A 21,015-nucleotide genomic window follows, 5' to 3' on the forward strand; every position below is an offset into this window, starting at 1 on the left:
GCTCACACTCCGCTTGCGATCAGCCGCGTGGTGCGCGGGATCGCGACAATGGCATCTTCATGGACCAGCACGACATCGATGCCGCGCGGGAACAGGACCTCGTTGATCGACAGCCGCTCGAACAGATCGCGCGGCTTGATCATCGCCTGCAGCAGCGCGCTGCCGTCGATGCCGGGCCCCTTCAGCTCGAAGGCCGGGCCCTGTGTCAGGCTGTCGACCTGCAGGATCAGCGTGGTCGAACGATCCGGATATTCGTTGCTGCCGAACGCGAAACGCTCGAGCGCCGGCAGATTCGCGGGATCGCCGATCAGCGCGAAGCTCGCGATCGAGGAATCCCCGACCACCGGCGCGCTGGCGTGAAACTTCAGCCAGCGGGCGACATCCGGCGTCGCCGACATCGCGGCATCGAGCCAGATCGGCGTGTCGTGATCGAACAGCGTCAGCGCGATCGCGGCCGCGCCGCGCATCATACCGGCGGGCGCGCCTGCGCTCGCGGCGACGCGCTGCACGCTGCCCGGACGCGCCATCGCCTCCATCACGGAACGGAAGGTTGATTGCGCCGACAGCACCTTGTCGGCAAAACCTGCGGGCATTTCGGCAATCGTCGTCATTGCATCACCCCTCACCGCGCACCATCGTGTAGAAATCGACCCGCGTCGCCGCGGTCTCGGCGGCCTTGCGGGAGCGTTCGGCGTTCATGACCACACGCAGCGGCGCGATCACCTTCGCCTCGACTTCGCCGGACAACTCCGCCGACTGCACCATGGCGTCGCACAGCGCGATCATCTGCGCCTTCTGCGCATCGCGGCCGAGCGTGTAGCCGAAGCCGACCTCGCCGCTCGCAAGCCGCACCGCCGCGCGCGACACCGTCGCCTCGCCGAGATTGAACGGTGCGCCGTCGCCGCCGATCCGCCCGCGCAGCATCACAAGGCCGTTCTCCGGCTCGCGCAGGTTCTCATGCGCGGGCACCACAATCGCGGCGAGCCGGCCTGCGATGTCGGAAGCGGCGGAATGCGCCAGCACCGTCATCGCGGCCTTACGCTGGGCCTGTTTGCTGTTTGGTCCGGTCGAACTCATGGGCAACCTTGCCTATGTCAAGTTGTCTATAATAATAGACAACTTGATAGCCGAGCGCCATGACTGTTTCGTGACAAACCGACGATTTCTGGTATCACCGCGCCATGAGCATGCAGGAAAGTTCCGGCGTCGCCTTATGGCGGCAGGTCGCCGACGGCATCGAGCGCGGCATCGCTGACGGCCGCTTTGCCGCGGGCGAAAAGCTGCCGGGCGAGATGGAGATCGCCGAGACTTACCGGGTCAATCGCCACACCGTGCGGCGGGCGCTCGCCGCGTTGGCCGAGCGCGGCCTGGTGCGCGCCGAGCGCGGCAGCGGCACCTATGTCGAGGCCCAACGCCTCGCCTATCCCCTGCGGTCACGCACAAGGTTTTCGGAGATCGTCGGCGCCGGCGGCCACGAGCCGCGCGGCCAGATGATCGAGGCCGGCGAGGATATCGCCAACCGCGAGATCGCGCGCGAGCTCGGCCTGAAGATCGGCGCGCCGCTGATCCGAATCGAGTCGGTGCGCCTCGCCGACCGGACGCCGATCTGCGTTTCCACCACATGGCTGTCGGCCGAGCGGTTTCCCGATGCCGGCGACGTGTTCGCCAACGTCCGCTCGATGACCAAGCTGCTCGGGCATTACGGCGTCAGGGATTACCATCGCGCCTCGACCCGAATCACCGCAGCAATCGCCGATGCCACCGATGCTGCACGTCTCGATCTGCCGCTGGGACGGCCGGTGCTGGTGGTCGACGCAACCGACGTCGACATGCTGGACCAGCCGCTGGTGACCAAACGCTCGCGCTTCGCCGCCGAGCGCGTGGAGTTTCTGGTCGAGAACGGCTGATCTCTCTGCTCCCTCGGGGAGAGGGTCGGGGTGAGGGGCTATCTCCGCAAATTCGAAAGCTTGGAGTGCGCAGAGAGTCCCCCTCACCCGAATTTGCGCTGCGCGAAAATTCCGACCTCTCCCCGCGCCGCGGGGAGAGGCGAAGAAGAAACTACACCACAGCGCGCTGACCGATAATCGCAAAGCGCAGCTTGCTCGAGATGAAGTCGATCGCCGCGACTGCGATCAGGATCATCAGGATCAGGAACGACACCTTCTGCCATTCCAGCACGCGGATCTGCTCGGCGAGTTGCAGGCCGATGCCGCCGGCGCCGACGATGCCGATGATGGTGGCCGAACGCGTGTTCGACTCGATGAAATAGAGCACCTGGCCTGCGATCACGGGCAACACCTGCGGCAGCAGGCCGAAGCGGATTTCATGCAGCGTATTGCCGCCGGAGGCACGGATGCCCTCGACCTGCTTGCGGTCGGCCGCCTCGATCGCCTCGGAGAACAGTTTTCCGAACGCGCCGAAGTCCGACACCATGATCGCGAGCACGCCGGCGAACGGCCCGAGGCCGACGACGTTGATCCAGACCAGCGCCCAGATCAGGGTGTCGACGCCGCGGATCGAATCGAGGAAGCGGCGTACCGGAAAGCGGATCAGGTTCGAGGGGATGATGTTGCGCGCCGCCAGCAGGCTGACCGGCAGCGCCAGCAACGCCGCAAGCGTGGTGCCGAGCAGCGCGATCGACAGCGTTTCGCCGAGCGCCTGCATGTAGAGCGGGAATGACGCGCCGGGATTCGGCGGGATCATCAGCATGGTGATCCAGCCGAGCTGGCTCAGGCCCGCGATCAGCCTGGACGGCGAGAAGTCGAGATCGACCAGGCCGTACACAAAGACCGCAAGCGCCGCCACGATCATGGCCGGCAGCGCCAGCCGCGCCGCGGCGGGCCGGTCGAATGCGTCGGGATATTTGGCGCGCAGCGCGCCGGTGTCCGGCTTCGGCAGCTGGCTCATCGCCGGGTCTCCTTGCCGAACAGCCGGCCGCGCAGCCAGCCGGTCGAGATGTCGATGATGAAGACGGTGATGATGATGGTGACCAGGATGGCGCTGACGTCGGAATAGTAGAACTTGCGGATCGCGACCACGAGCTCCTGGCCGATGCCGCCGGCCCCGACAAAACCCATCACCGAGGCTTCGCGGACGTTGATCTCGACAGCAGCGCGTAGCTGGCATAGCCCGCCGACACCTGCGGCAGGACGGCAAAGCGCATGCAGGACAGCCAGCTCGCGCCGGTGGAGCGGATGCCCTCGACCGGCTTCATGTCGGCGTTCTCGACGATCTCGGCGAACAGTTTTCCCAGCGCACCGGTCGAGTGGATCGCGATCGCCAGCACGCCGGCCATCGGCCCGAGGCCGAACGCGATCACGAAGATCAGCGCGAACACGATGCCGGGCACCGTGCGGGCGAATTCAAGCAGCCGGCGCACCGCAAAGCGCAGCCACGGCGCCGGCGAGGTGTTCTGGACCGCGAAGAAATTCAGAGCGAAGGCAAACACCGCGCCGGTCAGCGTGCCTACATAGCTGATCAGCACGGTCTCGCCGAGCATCCTCAACCATTTCTTCCAGCCCCAGAACCATTCGGGAAAATCGGTCCACACCCGCGCGCCCGATTCGAGCGTCAGAATGCGGTCGAAATAGCTGACGAAGTTGCCGAAATAGGTGAACAGCGTGCGCAGGTTCACTTCCGCGCCGAACGCGGCGATCACCAAGGCCGCGCAGAATATTGCCGCCGCCAGCGCGACCTTCAGCCGCTTGCGCGAGACCGACCTGCGGTAGGCCTCTTCCAGCGTTGCCAGTTGCTGCGCCGGAAGAATGGATACGGCGGTCGCCATCGACGCGTGCCAGTCCGGTTCGGAGTTGAGAACAAAGGCCGGGCTGTCAGGCCCGGCCTCGTGACGTCAGGTGAACGATCAGCTCGCCTTCTTCTTGCGCAGAGCGTCGACGAACTTGATCAGCTCGATCGTGCCATCCCAGTCCTTGGTGGTGGCGGGATGGAAGCCCTTCTTCTGGCCGTCGGAGAGACGGTCGAACGCGGCCTTGTCCTTGGTCGGGGCTTCGAAGAAGGCCTTCGCGATCGCGGCCTTCAGGTCCTCGGGCAGATCGGCGTTGTAGGCATAGGGTCCGTTGATGATCGGCGCCGACTTGTGGATGATGCGGAAATCGTCCTTCTTCATCGCCGAGTCGTCGGCGTTCTTCAGCATGCCCTTGGTCAGCATCTGCGCGAGCGTCGAATCGTCGTCGCTGGTCCACTGGTTGGCAGCCATGTCGACGGTGCCCTGCGCCAGCGCCAGAACGGCGTTCTCGTGGCTGCCGGTGAACACGACCTTGCCGAAATAGGTGTCAGCGTCGGCGATGCCCATCTTGTCTAGCTCGAAGCGCGGCACGTTGTTGCCCGAGGTCGAGTTCGGATCGACCAGGCCGAGGTTCTTGCCCTTCAGGTCGTCGACGCTCTTGTACGGGCTCGAGGCCTTGACGAAGAACACCGAGTAGTAGCCGGTCGAACCGTCGGCGTTGATGTCGTTGGCGAACGCGTCGGTCTTGACGCCGGTCAGGCGGGCGCGCGCGAACGAGGCCGAGCCGTAGCTGGCGATCTGGATGTTGCCGGCGCGCTGACCTTCGATGACGGCGGCGTAGTCATTGGCGATGCGCAGCGTGACTTTCACGCCGAGCTCCTTCGACAGATATGCCACGAACGGTGTCCAGCGCTCGGTGACGCCGGAGGCGTTTTCCGCCGGCACCACCGCGAAGGTGAGCTCCGGATATTTTGCCTTCCAGTCCTGCGCGGATGCGGAACCGGAGAGCGCCAGCGCGGCGACGCCGGCCAGAATGATGCGACGAGTGAACATGACTACCCCTCTTTATTATGGTTGCACCTGTTGGCCGGGCAAAATGCTCGGCCATTCAGATCGGAAAACGCGCGACGCTCAAGCCGCGGCTGCGGTGCCGAGTGCCGGAACGGACGCGCCGTCGGGCGCGGGCATTGGCGCGCCGCCCATGACGTCGTTGGCCTCGAGGTCGTAGAGCTCGCGGGCGATATGATCGGTCAGCGCCGCCGGGGCGCCGTCGAACACCACGCGCCCCGCCGCCATGCCGACCAGGCGATCGCAATAGGTCCGCGCCAGGTCGAGCGAGTGCAGATTGCAGAGCACCGTGATGCCGAAATGCTTGTTGATGCGCAGCAACGCATCCATCACGATCTTGGTGTTGCGCGGATCGAGCGAGGCGATCGGCTCGTCGGCGAGGATGATGTCGGGCTCCTGCACCAGCGCGCGGGCGATCGCGACGCGCTGCTGCTGGCCGCCGGAGAGCTGGTCGGCGCGCTGCGCCGCGAGCTGGGCGATGTCGAACTGATCGAGCGCGGACATCGCGAGCGCCCTGTCCTGCTCCGGCCAGGCTTGCGCCAACGAACGCCAGGACGGGATCTGGGCCAGCCGGCCCATCAGCACGTTGGTCAGCACGTCGAGACGGCCGACAAGGTTGAACTGCTGGAAGATCATCGCCGAGCGCGCCCGCCACTGCCGCAGCGCCTTGCCGCGCAATGCAGTCACGTCGGTTCCTTCGAACAGGATGCGGCCGGAGGTCGGATCGGCGAGACGATTGATCATCCGCAACAGGGTCGACTTGCCGGCACCGGAGCGGCCGATCACACCGACAAAGCTGCCCGGCGCGATCGAGAAGGATGCGTTGTCGACTGCGGCTTTTGTGCCGAACCGGCACGTCAAACCTTCCACCACCAGCATGTAATGCTCCAACCGCGCCGTGTTGGGCCATCGCTATCCCCGGTGTTTAACAGTTATGTGACGTGACGTTGCGGTGCGGCGATCGTCCACACCGCTCTCTTGCCGTCATCGTGACGTCATGATGTTGTCATCAAGCATCCTGATGACGAGCGCGCATCTCCCGGAAGCCAGAGATTTACAAGAATTACGGAGGCCTGATGGCCGGAAAAACACTCTCGGTTGTGCCGACCGTCGACCCGACTGCGTCGGTCCGCGAGAGCAAGCTCGGCAAATATACCGAGGTCGGTGCGCGCACGATCCTGCTTGAAGTCAGCGTGGACGACTATTCCTACGTCGTGAACGACAGCCAGATCACCTACACTTCGATCGGAAAATTCTGCTCGATCGCGGCGATGACCCGGATCAATCCCGGCAACCACCCGATGCATCGCGCGACGCAGGCGCATTTCACCTACCGCGCCAGCGCTTATTTTCCCGGCGAGAGCGACGACACCGACTTCTTCAACTGGCGACGTGCGCATCACGTGCATATCGGCCATGACGTCTGGATCGGTCACGGCGCGATCCTGCTGCCGGGCCGCAACATCGGAACCGGCGCCGTGATTGCCGCCGGCGCGATCGTGACCAAGGATGTACCCGCCTATACCATCGTTGCCGGTAATCCGGCGCGGCCGGTCAAGCGGCGCTTCTCCGAAGCGGTCGCGGATCGTCTCGTTGCGCTGGCGTGGTGGGACTGGGATCACGAGAGGCTTCGCCGTGTCCTGCCCGACTTTCGCAAGCTCGCGGTGGAGGAATTCCTCGACAAGTATGAGGCCGAGGCCGTATCCCAATCACAGGCCAAACAACGGAGTGCCGCATCGTGACCGACATTTTCATCGAGGGCGGACGCACGCTGGTTGACGGCGCATTGGTCGAGACCTCGCTGCGGACCGCGGGCCGCGATATCGGCGCGCTTGACGCCGAACAAGGCCGCGCCGCCCTCCACATCAATGCCGGCGGGTTCCTGGTGCTGCCTGGCATCATCGATCTGCACGGCGATGCGTTCGAGCGGCAGATGATGCCGCGCCCGGACGTCGACTTCCCGACCGACGTCGCGCTTGTCGACAGCGACCGGCAGGCGATCGCCAACGGCATCACCACCGTGTTCCATGGCACGACCTGGTCGTGGGAGCCCGGCCTGCGCAGCGCGGAGAATGCGCGCAAGCTGCTCGATGCGATCGAGGCGCTGCGGCCGCTTCTCGCCGCCGATACGCGCTTCCATCTGCGTCATGAGACCCACAATCTCGACGCCGAGCCCGAGATCATTCAATGGCTCACAGAAGGCCGCATCGACCTGTTCGCCTTCAACGACCACAGCAACGTCAAGCCGAAGAAGCGCAACCAGTCGGCCGAACGCGCCGGGCTTTCGCTCGAGGCCTTCAACGAGCTGATCGACCGGGTCGTCGCGCGCCGTCCAGAGGTGCCGGCCTCGATCGCGCGACTGGCTGCCGCAGCACGCGCGGCTGATGTCCGTATGCTTTCGCATGACGACAACAGCCCGGCGATGCGTCGGGAGTTTCGCGCGCTGGGCACGGCCATTGCCGAATTCCCCGTCAACGAGGAGACCGCGCGCGATGCCGCTGATGCTGATGACTTCATCGTGTTCGGCGCGCCGAATGTGGTGCGCGGCGGCAGCCACACCGGCTGGACCAAGGCGTCTGACATGATCGCCAAGGGCCTCTGCTCGGTGCTGGCGTCGGACTATTATTATCCGGCGCAGCTGCTCGCAGCGTTCCGCCTCGCCGCCGACGGCATCCTGCCGCTCGCCAGGGCGTGGGACCTGATCTCGTCGGCGCCGGCGCGCGCCGCAGGGCTCGCCGATCGCGGCATACTGGCCGCAGGCCGCCGCGCCGACATCGTCATCGTCGACGACAAGGTGCCGCTGCGGCCGCGCATCGTCGCCGTGATATCAGCCGGACGGCTGGTGCATCTGGCGGATGCGAGCTGCCTCGTTCACACGCTCGCGCCGCGCAAGACGGTTGCGGCGGCATAGTCAGGCTCTATTCTGCTGCCATGGCCCCCACTCCGCGCTACGCGATCTACTATGCGCCGTCCCCCGACAGCGCCCTGCACCGCTTCGGGTCGACGCTGCTCGGCTATGACGCCGTGTCGGACGCCGAGCTGCCGTTTCCCGATGGCGTCGCGCCCGATTGGCGCGAGGTCATGGAGGACCCACGCAAATACGGCTTTCACGCCACGCTGAAGGCGCCGACTGCGCTTGCCGACGGCAGGAGCGAGGCCGAGCTTGTCGACGCCTGCGCCGCCTTTGCCGGCCGCGCGCGGCGCATTCCGGTGATCGAGCCTGTTGTCGATGCCATCAGCGACTTCATCGCCGTGATCCCGGCGAAGCGCTCCGACGAACTCCAGCAGCTCGCCGCCGATTGCGTCACCGAATTCGACGCCTTCCGCGCGTCGCTGAGGCCGGACGATCGCGCGCGGCGCAAGCCCGAACGGCTCACGGAGCGGCAGCGCGACTATCTCGACCGCTGGGGCTATCCCTACGTCATGGAGGAATTCCGCTTCCACATGACGTTGACCGGGCGGCTGAGCGACGAGCGGCGCGGCCCGATCGTGGCGCGGCTCCGCGAGCGGTTCGCGGCGATCGAGCTCACGAGACTTGCAGTCGACCGCATCGCGCTGTTCAAGCAGACCGATGCCGCATCCCGCTTCCGCATCATCGGCAGCTGGCCGCTGCGGGCGTAACGGCGGCGCTATTCCTCGACCCGGGTGCGGGCGATGATCTCGGCGGCGCCCTTCGCGAGCAGCTCCATGCCGACGGCGCGGCCGAGTTCGCGCGGGCGGTCCGCGGGTCCGCGCCGCGTCACCTCGATGAAGCCGGCGCCGGCCTCGTCGAGCACCGAGGCGCGCAGCGTCATCTCAGCTCCCGCAAGCGTGGCGTGGCCGGCGATCGGCGAATTGCAATGGCCGTTGAGCACCCAGAGCACCTCGCGCTCGGCCTCGGCAGCGAGCCGCGACGGCGCGTTGTCGATCCGCCCGAGCCGCGCACGCGTCGCCCAGTCGGTCTCGACGCATTCGACCGCGACGATACCCTGGCCGACCGCGGGGAGCATCTCATCGACCGAGAAATCATGCGCGATGCGCGCGGTCATGCCGATGCGCTCGAGACCGGAGCGCGCCATCACCAGCGCGTCCGCCGGCCCCACCTCGCCGCCATCGGGCAGCCGCTGCTTGGCGCCGCGATCGAGCTTGGCCACCCGCGTGTCGGCGGCGCCGCGATAATGGATCACGGTCGCTTCCGGAAACAGCCGGCGCAGATAGGCGGCGCGGCGCACGGCGTTGGTGCCGATCATGAAGCCCTTGCCGCGCGAGGCGCGAAACGCATCCAGCGACAGGCCGGGACGCAGCACGAGGCTGTCATTGGCGGCATCACGCGCCAGCATCGCGGCAAGGACGAGACCCGGCGTCTCCTCATTGCCTGGCACGTCCTTCAGCGAATGCATCGCGGCCTGCAGCGTGCCTGATCGCATCGCTTCGCGGATCTCGGCGACGAAGGCGCCGCCCTTGCCGCCGTGACGCAGCAGCTTGCTGGTCTGGTCCTGGTCGCCGCGGGTCTCGAACTTGACGATCTCGACGGCAAGGTCGGGCGCCGAGGCGCGCAGCAGCCGCGCGACCTCGTCCGTTTGCGCGAGCGCCATCGCGCTCTTGCGCGTCCCTATCCGCAAAACCTGTCCCGACACGAAATCTCCGCTGCGCGTCAACATCAACGGCTGGGGATTAGAACAAAAGGCCAGTCAAAACAACGGTTTTCGCCCTTAGCCGGCCGCGCTCAGGCAATCTCCTCGACAAGCGTGACGCCGGCCTCGCGCATCGCTGCGGTGGCGGCGGCAAGCGAACCGCCGAGGTCGATGGCACGGCAGCCCGACAGCACGACCGCCGTCTCGAAGCCGAGCCGCCGCGCGTCGAGCGCCGAATACTGCACGCAGAAATCCGTGGCGAGCCCGGCCATCACGACGCGCTTGAGGTCGCGCTCGCGCAGATAGCCCGCGAGCCCGGTCGGCGTTGTCCGGTCGTTCTCGAAGAACGCCGAATAGGAATCGATCGCGCCGCGGAAGCCCTTGCGGATCACGAGCTCGGCGCGGTCGGTTGCGAGGTCGGGGTGAAACCGGGCGCCCGCGGTGCCCTGGATGCAATGATCCGGCCACAGCGTCTGCGGCCCATAGGGCATGGCGATCGAGGAAAACGGTGCCGCGCCCAGGTGCGAGGTCGCAAACGAGCTGTGGCCCGCCGGGTGCCAGTCCTGGGTCAGCACGACATGGTCAAAGCGGCTGGCGAGCCGGTTGACCACCGGCACGACGGCGTCGCCGTCGGCGACCGCGAGCGCGCCGCCCGGGCAGAAATCGCTCTGCACGTCGATGATCAGGAAGAGATCGTCGGGCAAAATCTTCATCACGTCCCGATCCGCAATGACGCGCGCAGCTTGCGCAGGCAGGCGATCACCGACAGCGCGGTGATGCGGCCGGTCTTCGGGTTCTCCGAGGGGATATTCTCGATCATCATCGAGAACCGCGCCGAGTCGGAATCGACGTCGATGCGATGGGTGTTGCGCGTCACCGTCGGGTCAGCCCAGATTTCTACCCTTGTGCGGTCGGGCCCGATGCCGGCCAGCGACAATGCCACGGCGACGTTGAGATTGGCCGGAAAGCCCTTTGCGGCGTCACGCGCGCTGCCCTCGAAGATGCGCAGCGGCTCGGTGATGCCTTCGATCTGAATGTTGTTCTCGACCAGATGCGGCGCGCCGACGAGCCCCGCGACCGGCTTCCGCGTCACCAGCCTGGCCGAATGAATGGTCCCGATCGCCGCCGCAGTCACCGCATCGAGCCCGATCAGCGCGCCGGTCGGCACGATGATCTGGCCGCCATGGGCCCGGGCGAGATCGACGAGGTCCTCATTCTGCAACAGCGCGCCGACGCTGAGCACGACCGCGGTCTTGCCGCGCGCTACCACCGGCGCCACGATCGAGCGCACCAGCTTGCTCGGCGCGCACTCGACCACGATGTCGGCGACATCGGCGAGCCCGTCGATCGGCACCAGCTTCGGCGCAGAGTTGAGCTCCGCGACCCAGCCGCGGTGCTTGTCCGGACTGTTCGCCGACACCGCAACCAAGGTCAGGCCCTCGATACCCTGATCGAGCGCCTTGACGACGTCAGTGCCGATCGCGCCGAGGCCGGCGACCGCCACCCGCAGCCTTGTCTTGCCGTCAGCCATCATTTTCCGCCGGCGAGCATCTTGACCAGACGATAGAGATACTCCTCGCCCTCGTAGAACGACTTGACCAGCACGCGCTCGTCCTTGCCATGGTTCCGGTTATCATCGACATCGGCGCCGAGCCCGGAATGACCATAGGTCGGAATCCCCGCATTGCGCAGATAGCTGCCGTCGGTCGCGCCGGTGCTCATGGTAGGGACGATTTCGGCATTCGGCCAGAACTCCTTCGACAGCTTCTCGATCGATCCCATCACCTCCTCGTTCAGCGGCGACGGTGGGCTCAGCACGGCCTTGCCGGTCGGGGTCACCTCGATCTGCTTGTCGGCGAGCACGCGCTCGATCGTCGCCTGGACGCCGTCGACCGGCTCGCCGGGCAGGATCCGGCAGTTCACCTTGGCGGTCGCAAGCTGCGGCAGCGCGTTGATGGCGTGGCCGCCCTCGAGCATGGTCGCGACGCAGGTGGTGCGAAGCTGCGCATTATACCCGGGATTTTCCGACAATCGCGCCAGCGCCCGCCAGGTCGGGCTGCGAGGCCAGGATCGCCTTGATATCGTCGGCATGCGACTTGTCTGCTTCGGCGGTCTTTGCAAAATAGGCCCGCGTGGTCTCGTTGAGATTCATCGGGAAGCTGTAATTGGAGAGCCGGACGAGGCCCTCGGCGAGGTGGTAGATCGCGTTGTCCTTGCGCGGCAGCGATGAGTGGCCGCCGCGATCCTTCACCGTGAGCCGGTAGCCGACCGAAACCTTCTCGCTGGTCTGTACGCTGTTGCGGATCGCCTTGCCATTCTTGAGGCCGACGCCGCCGCCTTCGTTGAGCGCGAATTCGGCGTCGATCAGGTTACGGTGGTTCTTGATCAGCCACTGCATGCCGAGGCCGTTGGCATCGAGGATCTCCTCGTCGGTCTCGAGCGCGACGATGATGTCGCGGTCGGGCTTGTAGCCCTCCTTCTTGTAGCGGATCAGGTTGGTGATGAAGGCCGACGCCATGAACTTGTCGTCGCTGGAGCCGCGGCCATAGAAATAGCCGTCCTGCTCGGTCAGCTTGAACGGATCGACCGTCCAGTCCTCACGGAGGGCGGGGACGACGTCGAGATGGGCAACCAGGAGGATCGGCTTGCGCGCGCCGGAGCCTGGCAGCCGCGCCACCAGATTGCCCTTGTGCGGCGCCGGCGAGAACACGTGCACGTCGGCCTCAGAGAAGCCCGCCGCGCGGAGCCGCGCGCCCATCGCCTCCGCCGCCTTCTGGGTATCGCCGGTCGCGGTGGTGGTGTTGATCTCGACCAGTTCCTGATAGATGCCGCGGGCAAACTGCTGCTGCTCGGTCAGCCCCTGCGCCGCGACGCCGGTTGCGAGCAGGAGGACGGGACCAAGTGCTGCTGCGAGCTGCAGCGATCGAACCATGTTTCGGGCCTTGTGCGACATCGTGCTCTCCCAGAATTCCATCGTCTCAGGAGCGAATTCAGACAGGCGACACGCGCTTTGGCAAGACGGCGAGCCCTTCAATTTCCGCGCGCATGCTCCGGAGTTTCGCGCACGCCATTTGAAGTCCTTATTTGGCATCCTTGGCCGCGATCACCTCGATCTCGACCAGGAAGCCGGGATTGGCGAGCGCGGCGACGCCGACCACCGAGCGCGCCGGCAGGTTGGGCTGGCTGCCGCCGAAGAACTGGGTGTAGCCCTCCATGAAGGCCTTGAAGTCCATCGGCGCTGACGCGTTGTGCACCAAGAACACCTGCATCTTGACGACGTCGCCCAAGCCAAGCCCCTGGCCCTCCAGGATGCTCTTGATGCGATTGAGCACGCCGACGGTCTGGGTCTTGGTATCGCCATAGGCCTGCGGGCTCGACGGATCGGCATCCTTGTTGGCGACCGGCGGCACCTGGCCGCTGACATAGACGGTCGTGGTGTTGCCGGTGACGGTGACCGCCTGCGCGATCGGGAACGTCGAATTGGGAATCGGATGCCTGATCACGTCAGCCGAGGCAGCGCTCGCCGCCGCCAACAGCGCGGCGCCCAACAGGATACCTGTGACTTTCATCAAACTCTCCCCGAATTATTTGTTAGGGCGGGCGTCCTGGACATCCTTGGCCGTCACCGCGTCCTGATAGGTGTTGCCGAAGTGCGTCCGCAGATAATTCACAACGGCGGCGACCTGACCATCGGTCATCATGTCGCCGAACCCCGGCATGCCGCGGCGGCCATTGACGACAAGGAAGATCGGATAGCTGGCGGATTCGAGATTCTTGTTGCTGGCGAGTGCCGGATAAGTGCCGGCGCCGCTTGCGCCTGTGGCATCCGGCATGTGGCAGCCCTGGCAGACATTGCCGAACAGCTCCTCGCCGGTCATCTCCACGAAACGGTAGCCCGAGGAGAAGGTGCGCTTGCCCGTGGCGTTATCCTGCCCCACCGCCACGGTGGCGGACAGCAGCGTCAACGCGGCAACCGCCGATATGCTGGTACGCATCATCACGTCTTCACCACGCGTTCGTGCAATCGGCTGATGGCGTCGAGCGCGGACAGGATCGCGCCTTCCTGCCAGGCCGGCAGTTGCGAGGCGTGCTCACCCGCCAGCGCGATGCGGCCGTCGATCTGGCAGAGATTGCGGTAATGCTGCGCGCGCCCGGCGTCGGTCCATTCGCCGGCACAGCCGAGCGTGAACGGCACACGATGCCAGGCCACCGCGACGCCGTTCTCGAATTCGCTTTTGTACTGCGGGTGGATCTTGGCGCCGAACTCGACGGCACTCGCGACGCGCTCGGCCGGCGTCATCGCGGTGAACTCGAAGGAATTGGCGCCTCCATACATGTAGCCGCCGAGCAGGACACCGCGTCCGCCGCGGTTGAAGCCATAATTCGGATAGCCGATCTGCCGGATCGGCAGGTCGGTGTAGCTGATGCCGCCATAGATCGCCTCATCCTCCTCCCAGAACCGCCGCTTGAACTGCAACCCGATCTTCACCGAGGCGGCATAGGGCACCGAATCGATCGCGTTCTTCATCGGCCCGCTGACATCGAGCGGCAGCTGGCTCAGGATCGGCAGCGGGATGGTGCAGATGCACCAGTCGGCGGTCGCCTGCTGCACCGTGGAAGGACTGGCTGTATCGACATAGCTCACGGTGACGCCGGAGCCGTTCTGCTGGATCTGCGTGACCTTGGCGTTGTAGCGGATGAGATCGCCGACCTCGCGCGCGAACGCCTTGCCGATCATGTCCATGCCGCCGACCGGCTGGAACATGGTGGTCTGGAAATCGTAGCGCGCATAGCTCTGCAGATAGCGCCACATCCGCGACCGCAACAGCTCCTGCAGCGAGATCGGGTCGCTCGGCAGCGGATCCTCCATCAGGCCGCCGCCGGGATCGCGCGTATAGCCGCGGAACTCGGCCGAGACCAGGTTGGCATTGTACTTGTAGTCACGGTCCAGCGCGCCCCAGTCGCGCATCGCCTGCAGCAATATCTCCTGATCTTCCTTGGTGACGATCTCGTCGAGCCTGCCCTGCTGGGTGACTTTCGCAAGCAGCTCCGACACCTGGCCCTGGAAATCCGCCTTGATGCTGCGGAAGCGCTGCGGCTTGCCGTCGAATGCGCGCGTCGCGTGCAGATAGGCGTTGTGGTTGAGCTGAAGGAAGGGTTCCAGCGTCACGTTGAGCCGGCGGCAGTAATCGAGCAGCGCACGATGATGATAGGGAATTCGCCACGGGCCGGGATTGAGATAGAGCCCCTGCTCGAACTGGCAGGTCTGCTTGAAGCCGCCGAGCTCGGTAAAGCTGTCGCCGCCGCGGATCGACCAGTTGCGGCCGCCGGGGCGGTTGTTGAATTCGAGTATCTGGACCTTGTAGCCGGCCTTGCGCAGTTCCAGCGCCGCCGTCATGCCGGCAAGCCCGGCACCGAGGATCAGCACCGAGGCGCCCTTCACATCGCCCGCGAGCTTGAGCGGCCCCTTGTAGGCGGACTCGGACGCGAAGCCGAGGCTCGTCATCGCGTGATACATCGCCGAACTGCCGGCGATGGTGCCGATCAGCGCGAGCAGATCCCGCCGCCTGATCACAGATTCGTTCTGCACCCGCGTTCACCCAGCCGCTGATTTCGATGGCGAAGGGAAACGGTTGACGCGATCCGTGTCAAGGAAAGCCACACGCTTCGCCATGCACCCACACGCGCTTTTGATGCAGCAGGTGATCGATGCATCACACCACGCGCTCGCGATGCACGCGCCGGCAATCCATTTCAAAGTCAAGCCCAATCACCGGCGGCCGGTCGAAATGCCAGGTTAAGCCGTTGCGCAGCACGCCGCGGCGGCCGAGCTCGCTTTCGAGCACCGGATAGGCGTCGTGGACGGTATAGAGTTGCACGGCGGTGGTGTCCTGCCAGGCGCCGCCGAACGCGCTCATCCGGCGTTCCATCTCGTTAGCCACGAATTTCGCCTTCGCCAGGATGCCGGCCGGACTGGTGTCGCCGAGGGCGATGGTGTGGTCGCGATAATTGGCCTTGCCCTCGACCGACTCGCCGCTGCCGGCCACGACGAAGCTCGACGGCGCGTCCTTCGCAGCCGGCACCGTGTAGCAGAAGGCGTGGAACGACGGCTCGCCGGGCGGATCGAGCTTCGGACAGACATTGCTGCGCGCCACCGGATTGACGCCGTCGCGCATCACGCCCCATTCGATCAGGGTCTTGATGTAGATTTCGTTGAAGGCCTTGAACCCGTCCTCGGTGAACGGCGCCGGCGAGCGCAGTTCGCAGGCACCGAATGCGGTGAGCGGACGGCCCGCGGACTTGAGGATGTCTGCGATCCTGTCAAAGCCCGCGCTCAACGGCACCGGCTCCGAGAACCTGACGCGCTCGATCGCAAAACCCGGCAGCGCGCCGATGCCGCAGGAATATTGACTGACGCCGGGCATGAAACGGTAGCCGCTGTCGGGAGCCTCGATGGTGCTGGTCATGTTGCCTCTGGATGTGAGGTGGATGCGGTCGTCACGATAACGTCGAGCGATGGAGGATACTCGGGAACAGCGCGATGTCATCACCGCTGTCATCCTGGCGAAAGCCAGGACCCATAACCACCGCCTTCAATGATGAGCGGGATCGCGGCACCGGCGTCGCGCAGCAATTGAGATTTGGGGTAATGGATCCTGGCTTTCGCAAGGACGACACTGAGTGTGTCGCGCAATGGAGAATACTCTCGATTATGGATGTCAAACAACACGGTGTCATCACCCGCGAAAGCGGGTGATCCAGTATTCCAGAGACACCTGTGCTTGAGCCGAGAGGCCCCGGCGTACTGGATCGCCCGCTTTCACAGGCCTGCACCGGGGAGAATGGGAGCCCGGCTCCTTCCCAGGCGTCGTCCCGGCGCAGGCCGGGACCCATACGCCGCGGCGGATGTTGTGAACGGTACTCGTCGTACCAGCGTTGCGCGACAAGCAGCATCGGTGGTTATGGGTCCCGGCCTTCGCCGGGACGACGGTGAATGTGTGACACAGCCTGTGAGTCAAACATCCGCATTCTCGCGACATGATTGCCCGAGCTTTGCTTCTCGTTCCGCCCTCTCCTCTAGCAGAGGGCGCAGGGAAAGCCGGGTGCCGATCGCACCCATGGGTCCCGTGCAAAAGGTAGAAAGCACGGGGGTAGGACCACAGGTGTAACCGGAGCAATCCGGCTTTCCCTGCGCGATGGGCTACGGCTTACTTCGTGCTCTCCCCGGCGAGACTGGGCTTGCTTGTCACCGCCCCCGCATCACGCCTTCGCGTGTTGCGACGAGACACCTGCCGCTAGGTGTCAGGACCACACGACTTCACCGTCCGCTTCGCGTGCTCTCGTCAGTCACACGCTCCGCGTCCACCGCATCCCACACCGCGTTCGTGACGACCGCGAAGCGCCCCCGTATCGGGTGAGACGGGCGAACCATACACTGAAGTAAATTTCTGATAAAGCGAAATATTTTTATTCACGAGTATTGACAGGTTTTTGCTGAGTTGCCCGTCGGGCAACTCAGTGATTGGCGTGTGAGGGAGACACCAGCGGAAGGGTTCCCTCTCCCCTTGCGGGAGAGGGTTAGGGAGAGGGGTGCCACTTGCTCCGTTGTTAATGGAGGGACATCGCTTCCCCGCGCCCGCGCGGCGTTGATGCAACGATGCTGATCTCTTGCATCACTCCCGGGGCCACCCCTCTCCCCAACCCTCCCCCAACGCAAGTCGGGCTTGCCCGACTTGCGTAAATCAATCATGCGCAACCGGGGTAGACCCCGGTTGCGTGGGGAGGGAGCCCGAGAGGCGTGCTCACCTCACCATCACTTGGAAGCGACGCGATAGCGTCGACCGCAGAGTCCATTCATGCGGAGAGATTGAGGAGCGATCAGCGCCGCTCCCACAATTGCCGTGTCAGAATCCCGGCCTTGCGCTCGATCGCCTCGGCGGCATCGAGACACATGTCCTCGCGATAGCGCGAGCCGACGATCTGGACGCCGACCGGCAATCCCTCGTGCAGGCCGACCGGCACCACGGCGGCCGGCAGACCGAGCACGTTCATCGATGAAATGAAGCGGAGGTCGTTCCAGAACAAGTCCTTGACACGCTGATCGCCGCCGAGATCGGCATTGACCTCAGGCGTCTTGCGCACCGTGGTCGGCATCAGCACCAGCGGATATTGTTCGAGGAACGTCATCCAGTTCCTGATGTGGCGCGAGCGTTCGGCGATCGCCTTCATGTAGCCGGCCTGGTCGAGCGGGCTGGCCATCGCGATGAAGCCGCGGAACGACTTCTGGAAGTCGGCGCTGGTGGTCGCCAGCATCTGGTCCTGCTGCAACACGCGGACCTCGGTCATGATCAGGTCGCACCAGAGCTGCCAGACCTTGTTGAGGTCGGGGACCTCGACCTCGCTGACCGCATAGCCGGCGTCAGCCAGATGATCGGCCGCCTTGCGCTGAAGCGCGATCACGCCGCGATCGGTCGCCATGTCCTCAGGGATTTTTGCGAGCGCGACCTTGACCGGCACCGCGGGCCTCGGCCCCGTCAGCGGCGCCGGCACGAACCAGGGATCGCGCGGATCGCGCTGTGCCATCACCTCGAGGCCGAGACGGACGTCGGCGACATGGCGCGCGAGGGGTCCCTGCGACGACATGAACTGCGCCATCAGCGGCCGCTCCGCGGTCGCGCTCGGATTGAACGCCGGAATGCGGCCCTGGGTCGGCTTGATGGTGGCGATGCCGTTGCAATGCGCCGGCCAGCGCAACGAGCCGCCGATGTCGTTGCCATGCGCGATGGTGCCGATGCCGGCGGCGATCGAGGCGCCGGCGCCGCCCGAGGATCCGCCGCAGGTCACATCCGCGTTCCAGGGATTGCGCGTCAGGCCGTGCAGCGGATTGTCGGTGAAGCCGCGCAGCGAGAATTCCGGCGTGTTGGTCAGACCGATGATCACGGCGCCGGCCTTCCTGAGATTGGCCGTCACCGGCGAATCGCCCGGCGCGATGTTGTCCTTGAAGGCGACAACGCCGTTCGAATTGGCCTGTCCCTCGACGTCGATGTTGATCTTGATCGTAACCGGCACGCCGTGCAGCGGTCCGACGGCGTTACCCTGACGCTTGCTGATAGCCAGCGCCTCATCCGCGGCCTTCGCCGCCTGCAGCGCCGCAGCACCGAGATCGACGACGACGGCGTTGAGCGCCGAGTTGGCCTCGTGCATGCGGTCGAGGTGAGCGCGGACGACCTGCTCCGAGGTCGCCTCGCCGTTCCTGATCGCCGCAGCCGTCTCCACGGCGGACCATTGCCAAATGGGTGCGTTCGTCACGTGTCGTTCCTCCGCTTGTTTCTTGATGGTTGGTTCAGTCGAGCCGCAAGGGCTCATAAAAGACTGGTTGATCCATGCGCCGGTCTTCCGCGGGGACGACCACCGCCTCGGCGCTCAGCACATGGTCGAGCATCACGCGCCTTGCGCGCGCGGCGTTGCCGGAGCGGAACGCGGCCATCAGGCGCTTGTGAAACTCGATGTTCTCGCAGGTGAAGCTCGATGCGAATTCCTGCGCACCGAGCTTGCTGATCAGATGGCGGATCGCCTCGTTGACGAACCGGCACATCAGGCCGAGCAGAGGGTTGGGACAGGCCTCGATCAGGATGTCGTGGAAATCGATCTCGGCATGGCGGTGGTGCTCCCAGTCCGCGATGCCGCCGGGATGATGCTCCTGAACCGCGATCGCCTTTTCCAGCGCGGCGAAATGCTCCGCGGTGAGGTGGCCGACCACGCTGGAGGCGAGCTCCGGCTCGATCAGACGGCGGATCTGGTAGATCTGCGCGGCGTTGATCGACTGGAAATAGAAGTAGTTGCTGAGCAGGCCGACGATCCGGTTGATCGACACCGGCGCCACCCGTGCGCCGCCGCCGGGCCCGGTGGTGTTCTGCACCAGCCCCTGCACCTCGAGCGACTTGAGCGCCTCGCGGATGGTCGAGCGGCTGCAGCCGAACATCTCGATCAGCTCACCCTCCTGCGGCAGCCGGTCGTTGGGCTGCAACCCGGCCTGGAAGATGTGGCTGCGGATCAGGTCGGCGACGGCGTCCGAGCGCTTGCGCTTGATCGAGGCGCGCCGGGAGGGGTCGAGGGAGGGTAAAGCCGATTTATCCATTTTATGATCATAAATAGGTCCGGGACGGCTTGGCAAGGGGGCTTTGATCGCCCGCCCCCTCACCCCGTCATGCCCGGGCTCGGCCCGGGCATCCACGTCTTGGCGGCCGCAGCGGGAAAACAGGTGGATGGCCGGGATACAGGCGAGCGGAAGCGACGTCATCCTTCGGACGGCTATGCCCGACCATGACGGATACGGAACACCACGCCAACGCCCTGATGTCTTGTGCGATCGCCCTGCATACTCTGGGCGCGTCGATCAGCGCGTGCTTCTCCCGGCAGGACAGCCCGGGCGCGTCTCCCGCCTTGTTTGGTACGCGCGGCACCGCCTGCAATCCGCCGCGCACGACTTCGGTGAGACAGGCGCCGGCATGGTTGCGGCAGGCGAGCGATGGGCCGCTATTGTGAAAACGCCCAGTAAAGGTGCTTCTCGTCTTCCGACAACAGTCTCACATGGTTGATGAAGTCCCAGACCATCTCTCCGAAGGCACTGCCGCCGCCCTGGCTTGACTTGGCGGATACCATATCGAGCTCGTGCCAGCCCCTGTACATTTCCTCGTCGATACTTTCCAGGCGGTCCTTCATGGCCTGAGCATTGAAAGCGCCGCAAGAGTCGGTGAACAGGCTTCTGACCGGATGGATTTGCCACATGCCGCGATGGCGCTCTTCGCTGCCCTGCTGCCCGTAGACACCCGACTCTCCACTGAACGGGAACGCGCCACGCGTCGCCTTGATCATCTCGCGGCGCTTGGCGTTGCCTTCCTTGATGTCGACATACACCGATATGACCATATCGTTGTAGTACCAGAGGTCCAGGCACGCCGGATATCCAGCATTCAGGATCACTTGCACAAGCTTCTTGATGCGCTGCCCCTTGTAGCCCTTCATGCCCTGCGCAAGCGCAAACAGGCGCATCAGAAACGTCTTCGCATCGTTTGGAGTCCAGACGCAGATATCCTCGGCCTCGAAATCGATCGGATCATGATCGGCGGGCGGGATGTAGATGATACCGGGGTTGGCCGAATTGCTGAACATCCAGTTGTTGCCGCTGGGGCTAACTTTAACGCATCCCACATAGCGTTTGAGGTACCAATTCACGACATCGGGGTCGTCGGTCATGAAGTTGAAATAGATCAGCTCCTTGACTCCGACACTGAACTTCTCAGCGACGGTGTACCAGTCTTCCTGAGGCCGGGTATCTCCCGGTCGGACAGGGCCGTGCGGCCGGTAGGGAATGCCGCCTTGCATCAATCCCCAATTGCGCGGGACGGCCATGCCTTTTGGCGGTCGCTCGATTGGATGAGGCGAGCGTTTCGGGGGCGCCATGGCATCGATCTCCTCATGAGCTGCGTGATCGCACCACATGAGTGCAAGTTGCCACGGCCGGGGTTCATGCACTCACGGAGATGTTTTCCACTTTCTCAAGCTTATCCGGTCGAGGCTTCGCGCTCG

General features: G+C 65.0%; 22 protein-coding genes and 1 pseudogene. 5 read left to right on the forward strand and 18 right to left on the reverse strand.

The features are described 5' to 3' along the window. Positions 1-2: 2 nt before the first annotated feature. Together phnH and phnG are read right to left on the reverse strand one after the other, a co-directional pair. Entirely contained in the window at positions 3-611 is a 609-nt protein-coding gene (gene phnH / locus K359_RS0122920) for a phosphonate C-P lyase system protein PhnH (protein WP_029081431.1), read from the reverse strand. A gap of 4 nt (positions 612-615) precedes the next feature. Next, positions 616-1,077 (reverse strand): phosphonate C-P lyase system protein PhnG, encoded by a 462-nt coding sequence (gene phnG, locus K359_RS0122925; protein ID WP_029081432.1) that lies wholly within the window; start codon positions 1,075-1,077, stop codon positions 616-618. 104 nt (positions 1,078-1,181) lie between these two features. On the opposite strand from phnG, the gene phnF reads away from it, so the two are divergent. Next, the gene (phnF, locus tag K359_RS0122930; protein WP_029081433.1) at positions 1,182-1,907 is read left to right on the forward strand and encodes a phosphonate metabolism transcriptional regulator PhnF; all 726 of its coding nucleotides are present in this window, start codon (positions 1,182-1,184) and stop codon (positions 1,905-1,907) included. Between the two features lie 151 nt (positions 1,908-2,058). On the opposite strand, the gene phnE (K359_RS0122935) is transcribed toward phnF, so the two are convergent. The 4 genes and pseudogenes from phnE (K359_RS0122935) to phnC form a co-directional block, all read right to left on the reverse strand. Continuing rightward, positions 2,059-2,907, reverse strand: a complete 849-nt coding sequence (phnE, locus tag K359_RS0122935) for a phosphonate ABC transporter, permease protein PhnE (RefSeq protein WP_029081434.1) — start codon at positions 2,905-2,907, stop codon at positions 2,059-2,061. After that, positions 2,904-3,784 (reverse strand): annotated as a pseudogene (gene phnE / locus K359_RS52700) (phosphonate ABC transporter, permease protein PhnE). The gene phnE (K359_RS0122935) and the pseudogene phnE (K359_RS52700) overlap by 4 nt, the downstream one beginning before the upstream one ends. A gap of 78 nt (positions 3,785-3,862) precedes the next feature. Next, positions 3,863-4,798 carry a phosphonate ABC transporter substrate-binding protein gene (gene phnD, locus K359_RS0122945; RefSeq protein WP_029081435.1) on the reverse strand — a complete coding sequence of 312 codons (936 nt, stop codon included), beginning with the start codon at positions 4,796-4,798 and terminating at the stop codon, positions 3,863-3,865. Between the two features lie 78 nt (positions 4,799-4,876). Next, entirely contained in the window at positions 4,877-5,692 is an 816-nt protein-coding gene (gene phnC, locus K359_RS0122950; protein ID WP_029081436.1) for a phosphonate ABC transporter ATP-binding protein, read from the reverse strand. A 197-nt stretch (positions 5,693-5,889) separates the two neighbouring features. On the opposite strand from phnC, the gene K359_RS0122955 reads away from it, so the two are divergent. Genes K359_RS0122955 through K359_RS0122965 form a run of 3 tightly spaced genes read left to right on the forward strand, consistent with a single transcriptional unit; the run spans position 5,890 to position 8,434 of the window. Continuing rightward, positions 5,890-6,555 carry a chloramphenicol acetyltransferase gene (locus K359_RS0122955; protein WP_029081437.1) on the forward strand — a complete coding sequence of 222 codons (666 nt, stop codon included), beginning with the start codon at positions 5,890-5,892 and terminating at the stop codon, positions 6,553-6,555. Next, entirely contained in the window at positions 6,552-7,724 is a 1,173-nt protein-coding gene (locus K359_RS0122960) for an alpha-D-ribose 1-methylphosphonate 5-triphosphate diphosphatase (RefSeq protein ID WP_029081438.1), read from the forward strand. The genes K359_RS0122955 and K359_RS0122960 overlap by 4 nt, the downstream gene beginning before the upstream one ends. Positions 7,725-7,744: 20 nt before the next feature. Next, complete coding sequence (locus K359_RS0122965; protein ID WP_029081439.1) at positions 7,745-8,434, forward strand: DUF1045 domain-containing protein; 690 nt, start codon at positions 7,745-7,747, stop codon at positions 8,432-8,434. A gap of 8 nt (positions 8,435-8,442) precedes the next feature. On the opposite strand, the gene hemC is transcribed toward K359_RS0122965, so the two are convergent. From hemC to K359_RS0123005, 9 genes are all read right to left on the reverse strand, one after another. Next, positions 8,443-9,453, reverse strand: a complete 1,011-nt coding sequence (gene hemC / locus K359_RS0122970; RefSeq protein WP_051346301.1) for a hydroxymethylbilane synthase — start codon at positions 9,451-9,453, stop codon at positions 8,443-8,445. 65 nt (positions 9,454-9,518) lie between these two features. Beyond that, positions 9,519-10,139 carry a bifunctional nicotinamidase/pyrazinamidase gene (pncA, locus tag K359_RS0122975; RefSeq protein WP_029081441.1) on the reverse strand — a complete coding sequence of 207 codons (621 nt, stop codon included), beginning with the start codon at positions 10,137-10,139 and terminating at the stop codon, positions 9,519-9,521. Then, entirely contained in the window at positions 10,139-10,957 is an 819-nt protein-coding gene (locus K359_RS0122980) for an aspartate dehydrogenase (protein ID WP_029081442.1), read from the reverse strand. Before K359_RS0122980 ends, pncA begins: the two co-directional genes overlap by 1 nt. Next, positions 10,957-11,457: a M20/M25/M40 family metallo-hydrolase gene (locus K359_RS64525; protein ID WP_245284694.1), complete on the reverse strand. Its 501-nt coding sequence runs from the start codon at positions 11,455-11,457 to the stop codon at positions 10,957-10,959. The genes K359_RS0122980 and K359_RS64525 overlap by 1 nt, the downstream gene beginning before the upstream one ends. After that, entirely contained in the window at positions 11,435-12,379 is a 945-nt protein-coding gene (locus K359_RS52705) for a M20/M25/M40 family metallo-hydrolase (protein WP_245284695.1), read from the reverse strand. The genes K359_RS64525 and K359_RS52705 overlap by 23 nt, the downstream gene beginning before the upstream one ends. 127 nt (positions 12,380-12,506) lie before the next feature. Then, positions 12,507-12,995 carry a Rid family hydrolase gene (locus K359_RS0122990; protein ID WP_029081443.1) on the reverse strand — a complete coding sequence of 163 codons (489 nt, stop codon included), beginning with the start codon at positions 12,993-12,995 and terminating at the stop codon, positions 12,507-12,509. Positions 12,996-13,010: 15 nt separating this feature from the next. Continuing rightward, complete coding sequence (locus K359_RS0122995; protein WP_245284696.1) at positions 13,011-13,421, reverse strand: cytochrome c; 411 nt, start codon at positions 13,419-13,421, stop codon at positions 13,011-13,013. Positions 13,422-13,423: 2 nt separating this feature from the next. Next, complete coding sequence (locus K359_RS0123000; protein ID WP_035976926.1) at positions 13,424-15,016, reverse strand: NAD(P)/FAD-dependent oxidoreductase; 1,593 nt, start codon at positions 15,014-15,016, stop codon at positions 13,424-13,426. Positions 15,017-15,140: 124 nt separating this feature from the next. Beyond that, the gene (locus tag K359_RS0123005) at positions 15,141-15,893 is read right to left on the reverse strand and encodes a hypothetical protein (protein ID WP_029081446.1); all 753 of its coding nucleotides are present in this window, start codon (positions 15,891-15,893) and stop codon (positions 15,141-15,143) included. Between the two features lie 74 nt (positions 15,894-15,967). Here K359_RS0123005 and K359_RS61435 point away from each other — a divergent pair, with 74 nt between their 5' ends. After that, the gene (locus K359_RS61435) at positions 15,968-16,183 is read left to right on the forward strand and encodes a hypothetical protein (RefSeq protein WP_156928627.1); all 216 of its coding nucleotides are present in this window, start codon (positions 15,968-15,970) and stop codon (positions 16,181-16,183) included. A gap of 1,121 nt (positions 16,184-17,304) precedes the next feature. On the opposite strand, the gene K359_RS52710 is transcribed toward K359_RS61435, so the two are convergent. The 3 genes from K359_RS52710 to K359_RS0123020 form a co-directional block, all read right to left on the reverse strand. Further along, positions 17,305-18,792 carry an amidase family protein gene (locus tag K359_RS52710; RefSeq protein WP_051346303.1) on the reverse strand — a complete coding sequence of 496 codons (1,488 nt, stop codon included), beginning with the start codon at positions 18,790-18,792 and terminating at the stop codon, positions 17,305-17,307. Further along, positions 18,770-19,564, reverse strand: a complete 795-nt coding sequence (locus tag K359_RS52715; RefSeq protein ID WP_051346305.1) for a FadR/GntR family transcriptional regulator — start codon at positions 19,562-19,564, stop codon at positions 18,770-18,772. Before K359_RS52715 ends, K359_RS52710 begins: the two co-directional genes overlap by 23 nt. 398 nt (positions 19,565-19,962) lie before the next feature. Then, positions 19,963-20,889, reverse strand: coding sequence for a hypothetical protein (locus K359_RS0123020; protein ID WP_156928628.1), 927 nt, complete (start codon positions 20,887-20,889; stop codon positions 19,963-19,965). Positions 20,890-21,015: the final 126 nt, after the last annotated feature.

This window comes from Bradyrhizobium sp. th-b2, from assembly GCF_000426785.1.
Taxonomy (GTDB): Bacteria; Pseudomonadota; Alphaproteobacteria; order Rhizobiales; family Xanthobacteraceae; genus Bradyrhizobium; species Bradyrhizobium septentrionale.

Excerpts from the sequence above, each read along its gene's own strand:
- K359_RS0122980 (WP_029081442.1), bottom strand. The coding sequence starts at position 10,957 with ATGGCTGACGGCAAGACAAGGCTGCGGGTGGCGGTCGCCGGCCTCGGC.
- K359_RS52715 (WP_051346305.1), bottom strand. The coding sequence starts at position 19,564 with ATGGATAAATCGGCTTTACCCTCCCTCGACCCCTCCCGGCGCGCCTCG.
- K359_RS0122995 (WP_245284696.1), bottom strand. The coding sequence starts at position 13,421 with ATGCGTACCAGCATATCGGCGGTTGCCGCGTTGACGCTGCTGTCCGCC.
- K359_RS52710 (WP_051346303.1), bottom strand. The coding sequence starts at position 18,792 with ATGAGCCCTTGCGGCTCGACTGAACCAACCATCAAGAAACAAGCGGAG.
- phnG (WP_029081432.1), bottom strand. The coding sequence starts at position 1,077 with ATGAGTTCGACCGGACCAAACAGCAAACAGGCCCAGCGTAAGGCCGCG.
- phnE (WP_029081434.1), bottom strand. The coding sequence starts at position 2,907 with ATGAGCCAGCTGCCGAAGCCGGACACCGGCGCGCTGCGCGCCAAATAT.
- K359_RS0123005 (WP_029081446.1), bottom strand. The coding sequence starts at position 15,893 with ATGACCAGCACCATCGAGGCTCCCGACAGCGGCTACCGTTTCATGCCC.
- phnD (WP_029081435.1), bottom strand. The coding sequence starts at position 4,798 with ATGTTCACTCGTCGCATCATTCTGGCCGGCGTCGCCGCGCTGGCGCTC.
- K359_RS61435 (WP_156928627.1), top strand. The coding sequence starts at position 15,968 with ATGTCATCACCGCTGTCATCCTGGCGAAAGCCAGGACCCATAACCACC.
- phnF (WP_029081433.1), top strand. The coding sequence starts at position 1,182 with ATGAGCATGCAGGAAAGTTCCGGCGTCGCCTTATGGCGGCAGGTCGCC.
- K359_RS0122990 (WP_029081443.1), bottom strand. The coding sequence starts at position 12,995 with ATGAAAGTCACAGGTATCCTGTTGGGCGCCGCGCTGTTGGCGGCGGCG.
- hemC (WP_051346301.1), bottom strand. The coding sequence starts at position 9,453 with ATGTTGACGCGCAGCGGAGATTTCGTGTCGGGACAGGTTTTGCGGATA.
- phnH (WP_029081431.1), bottom strand. The coding sequence starts at position 611 with ATGACGACGATTGCCGAAATGCCCGCAGGTTTTGCCGACAAGGTGCTG.
- K359_RS0123020 (WP_156928628.1), bottom strand. The coding sequence starts at position 20,889 with ATGGCGCCCCCGAAACGCTCGCCTCATCCAATCGAGCGACCGCCAAAA.
- K359_RS52705 (WP_245284695.1), bottom strand. The coding sequence starts at position 12,379 with ATGTCGCACAAGGCCCGAAACATGGTTCGATCGCTGCAGCTCGCAGCA.
- K359_RS0122965 (WP_029081439.1), top strand. The coding sequence starts at position 7,745 with ATGGCCCCCACTCCGCGCTACGCGATCTACTATGCGCCGTCCCCCGAC.
- pncA (WP_029081441.1), bottom strand. The coding sequence starts at position 10,139 with ATGAAGATTTTGCCCGACGATCTCTTCCTGATCATCGACGTGCAGAGC.
- K359_RS0122955 (WP_029081437.1), top strand. The coding sequence starts at position 5,890 with ATGGCCGGAAAAACACTCTCGGTTGTGCCGACCGTCGACCCGACTGCG.
- phnC (WP_029081436.1), bottom strand. The coding sequence starts at position 5,692 with ATGCTGGTGGTGGAAGGTTTGACGTGCCGGTTCGGCACAAAAGCCGCA.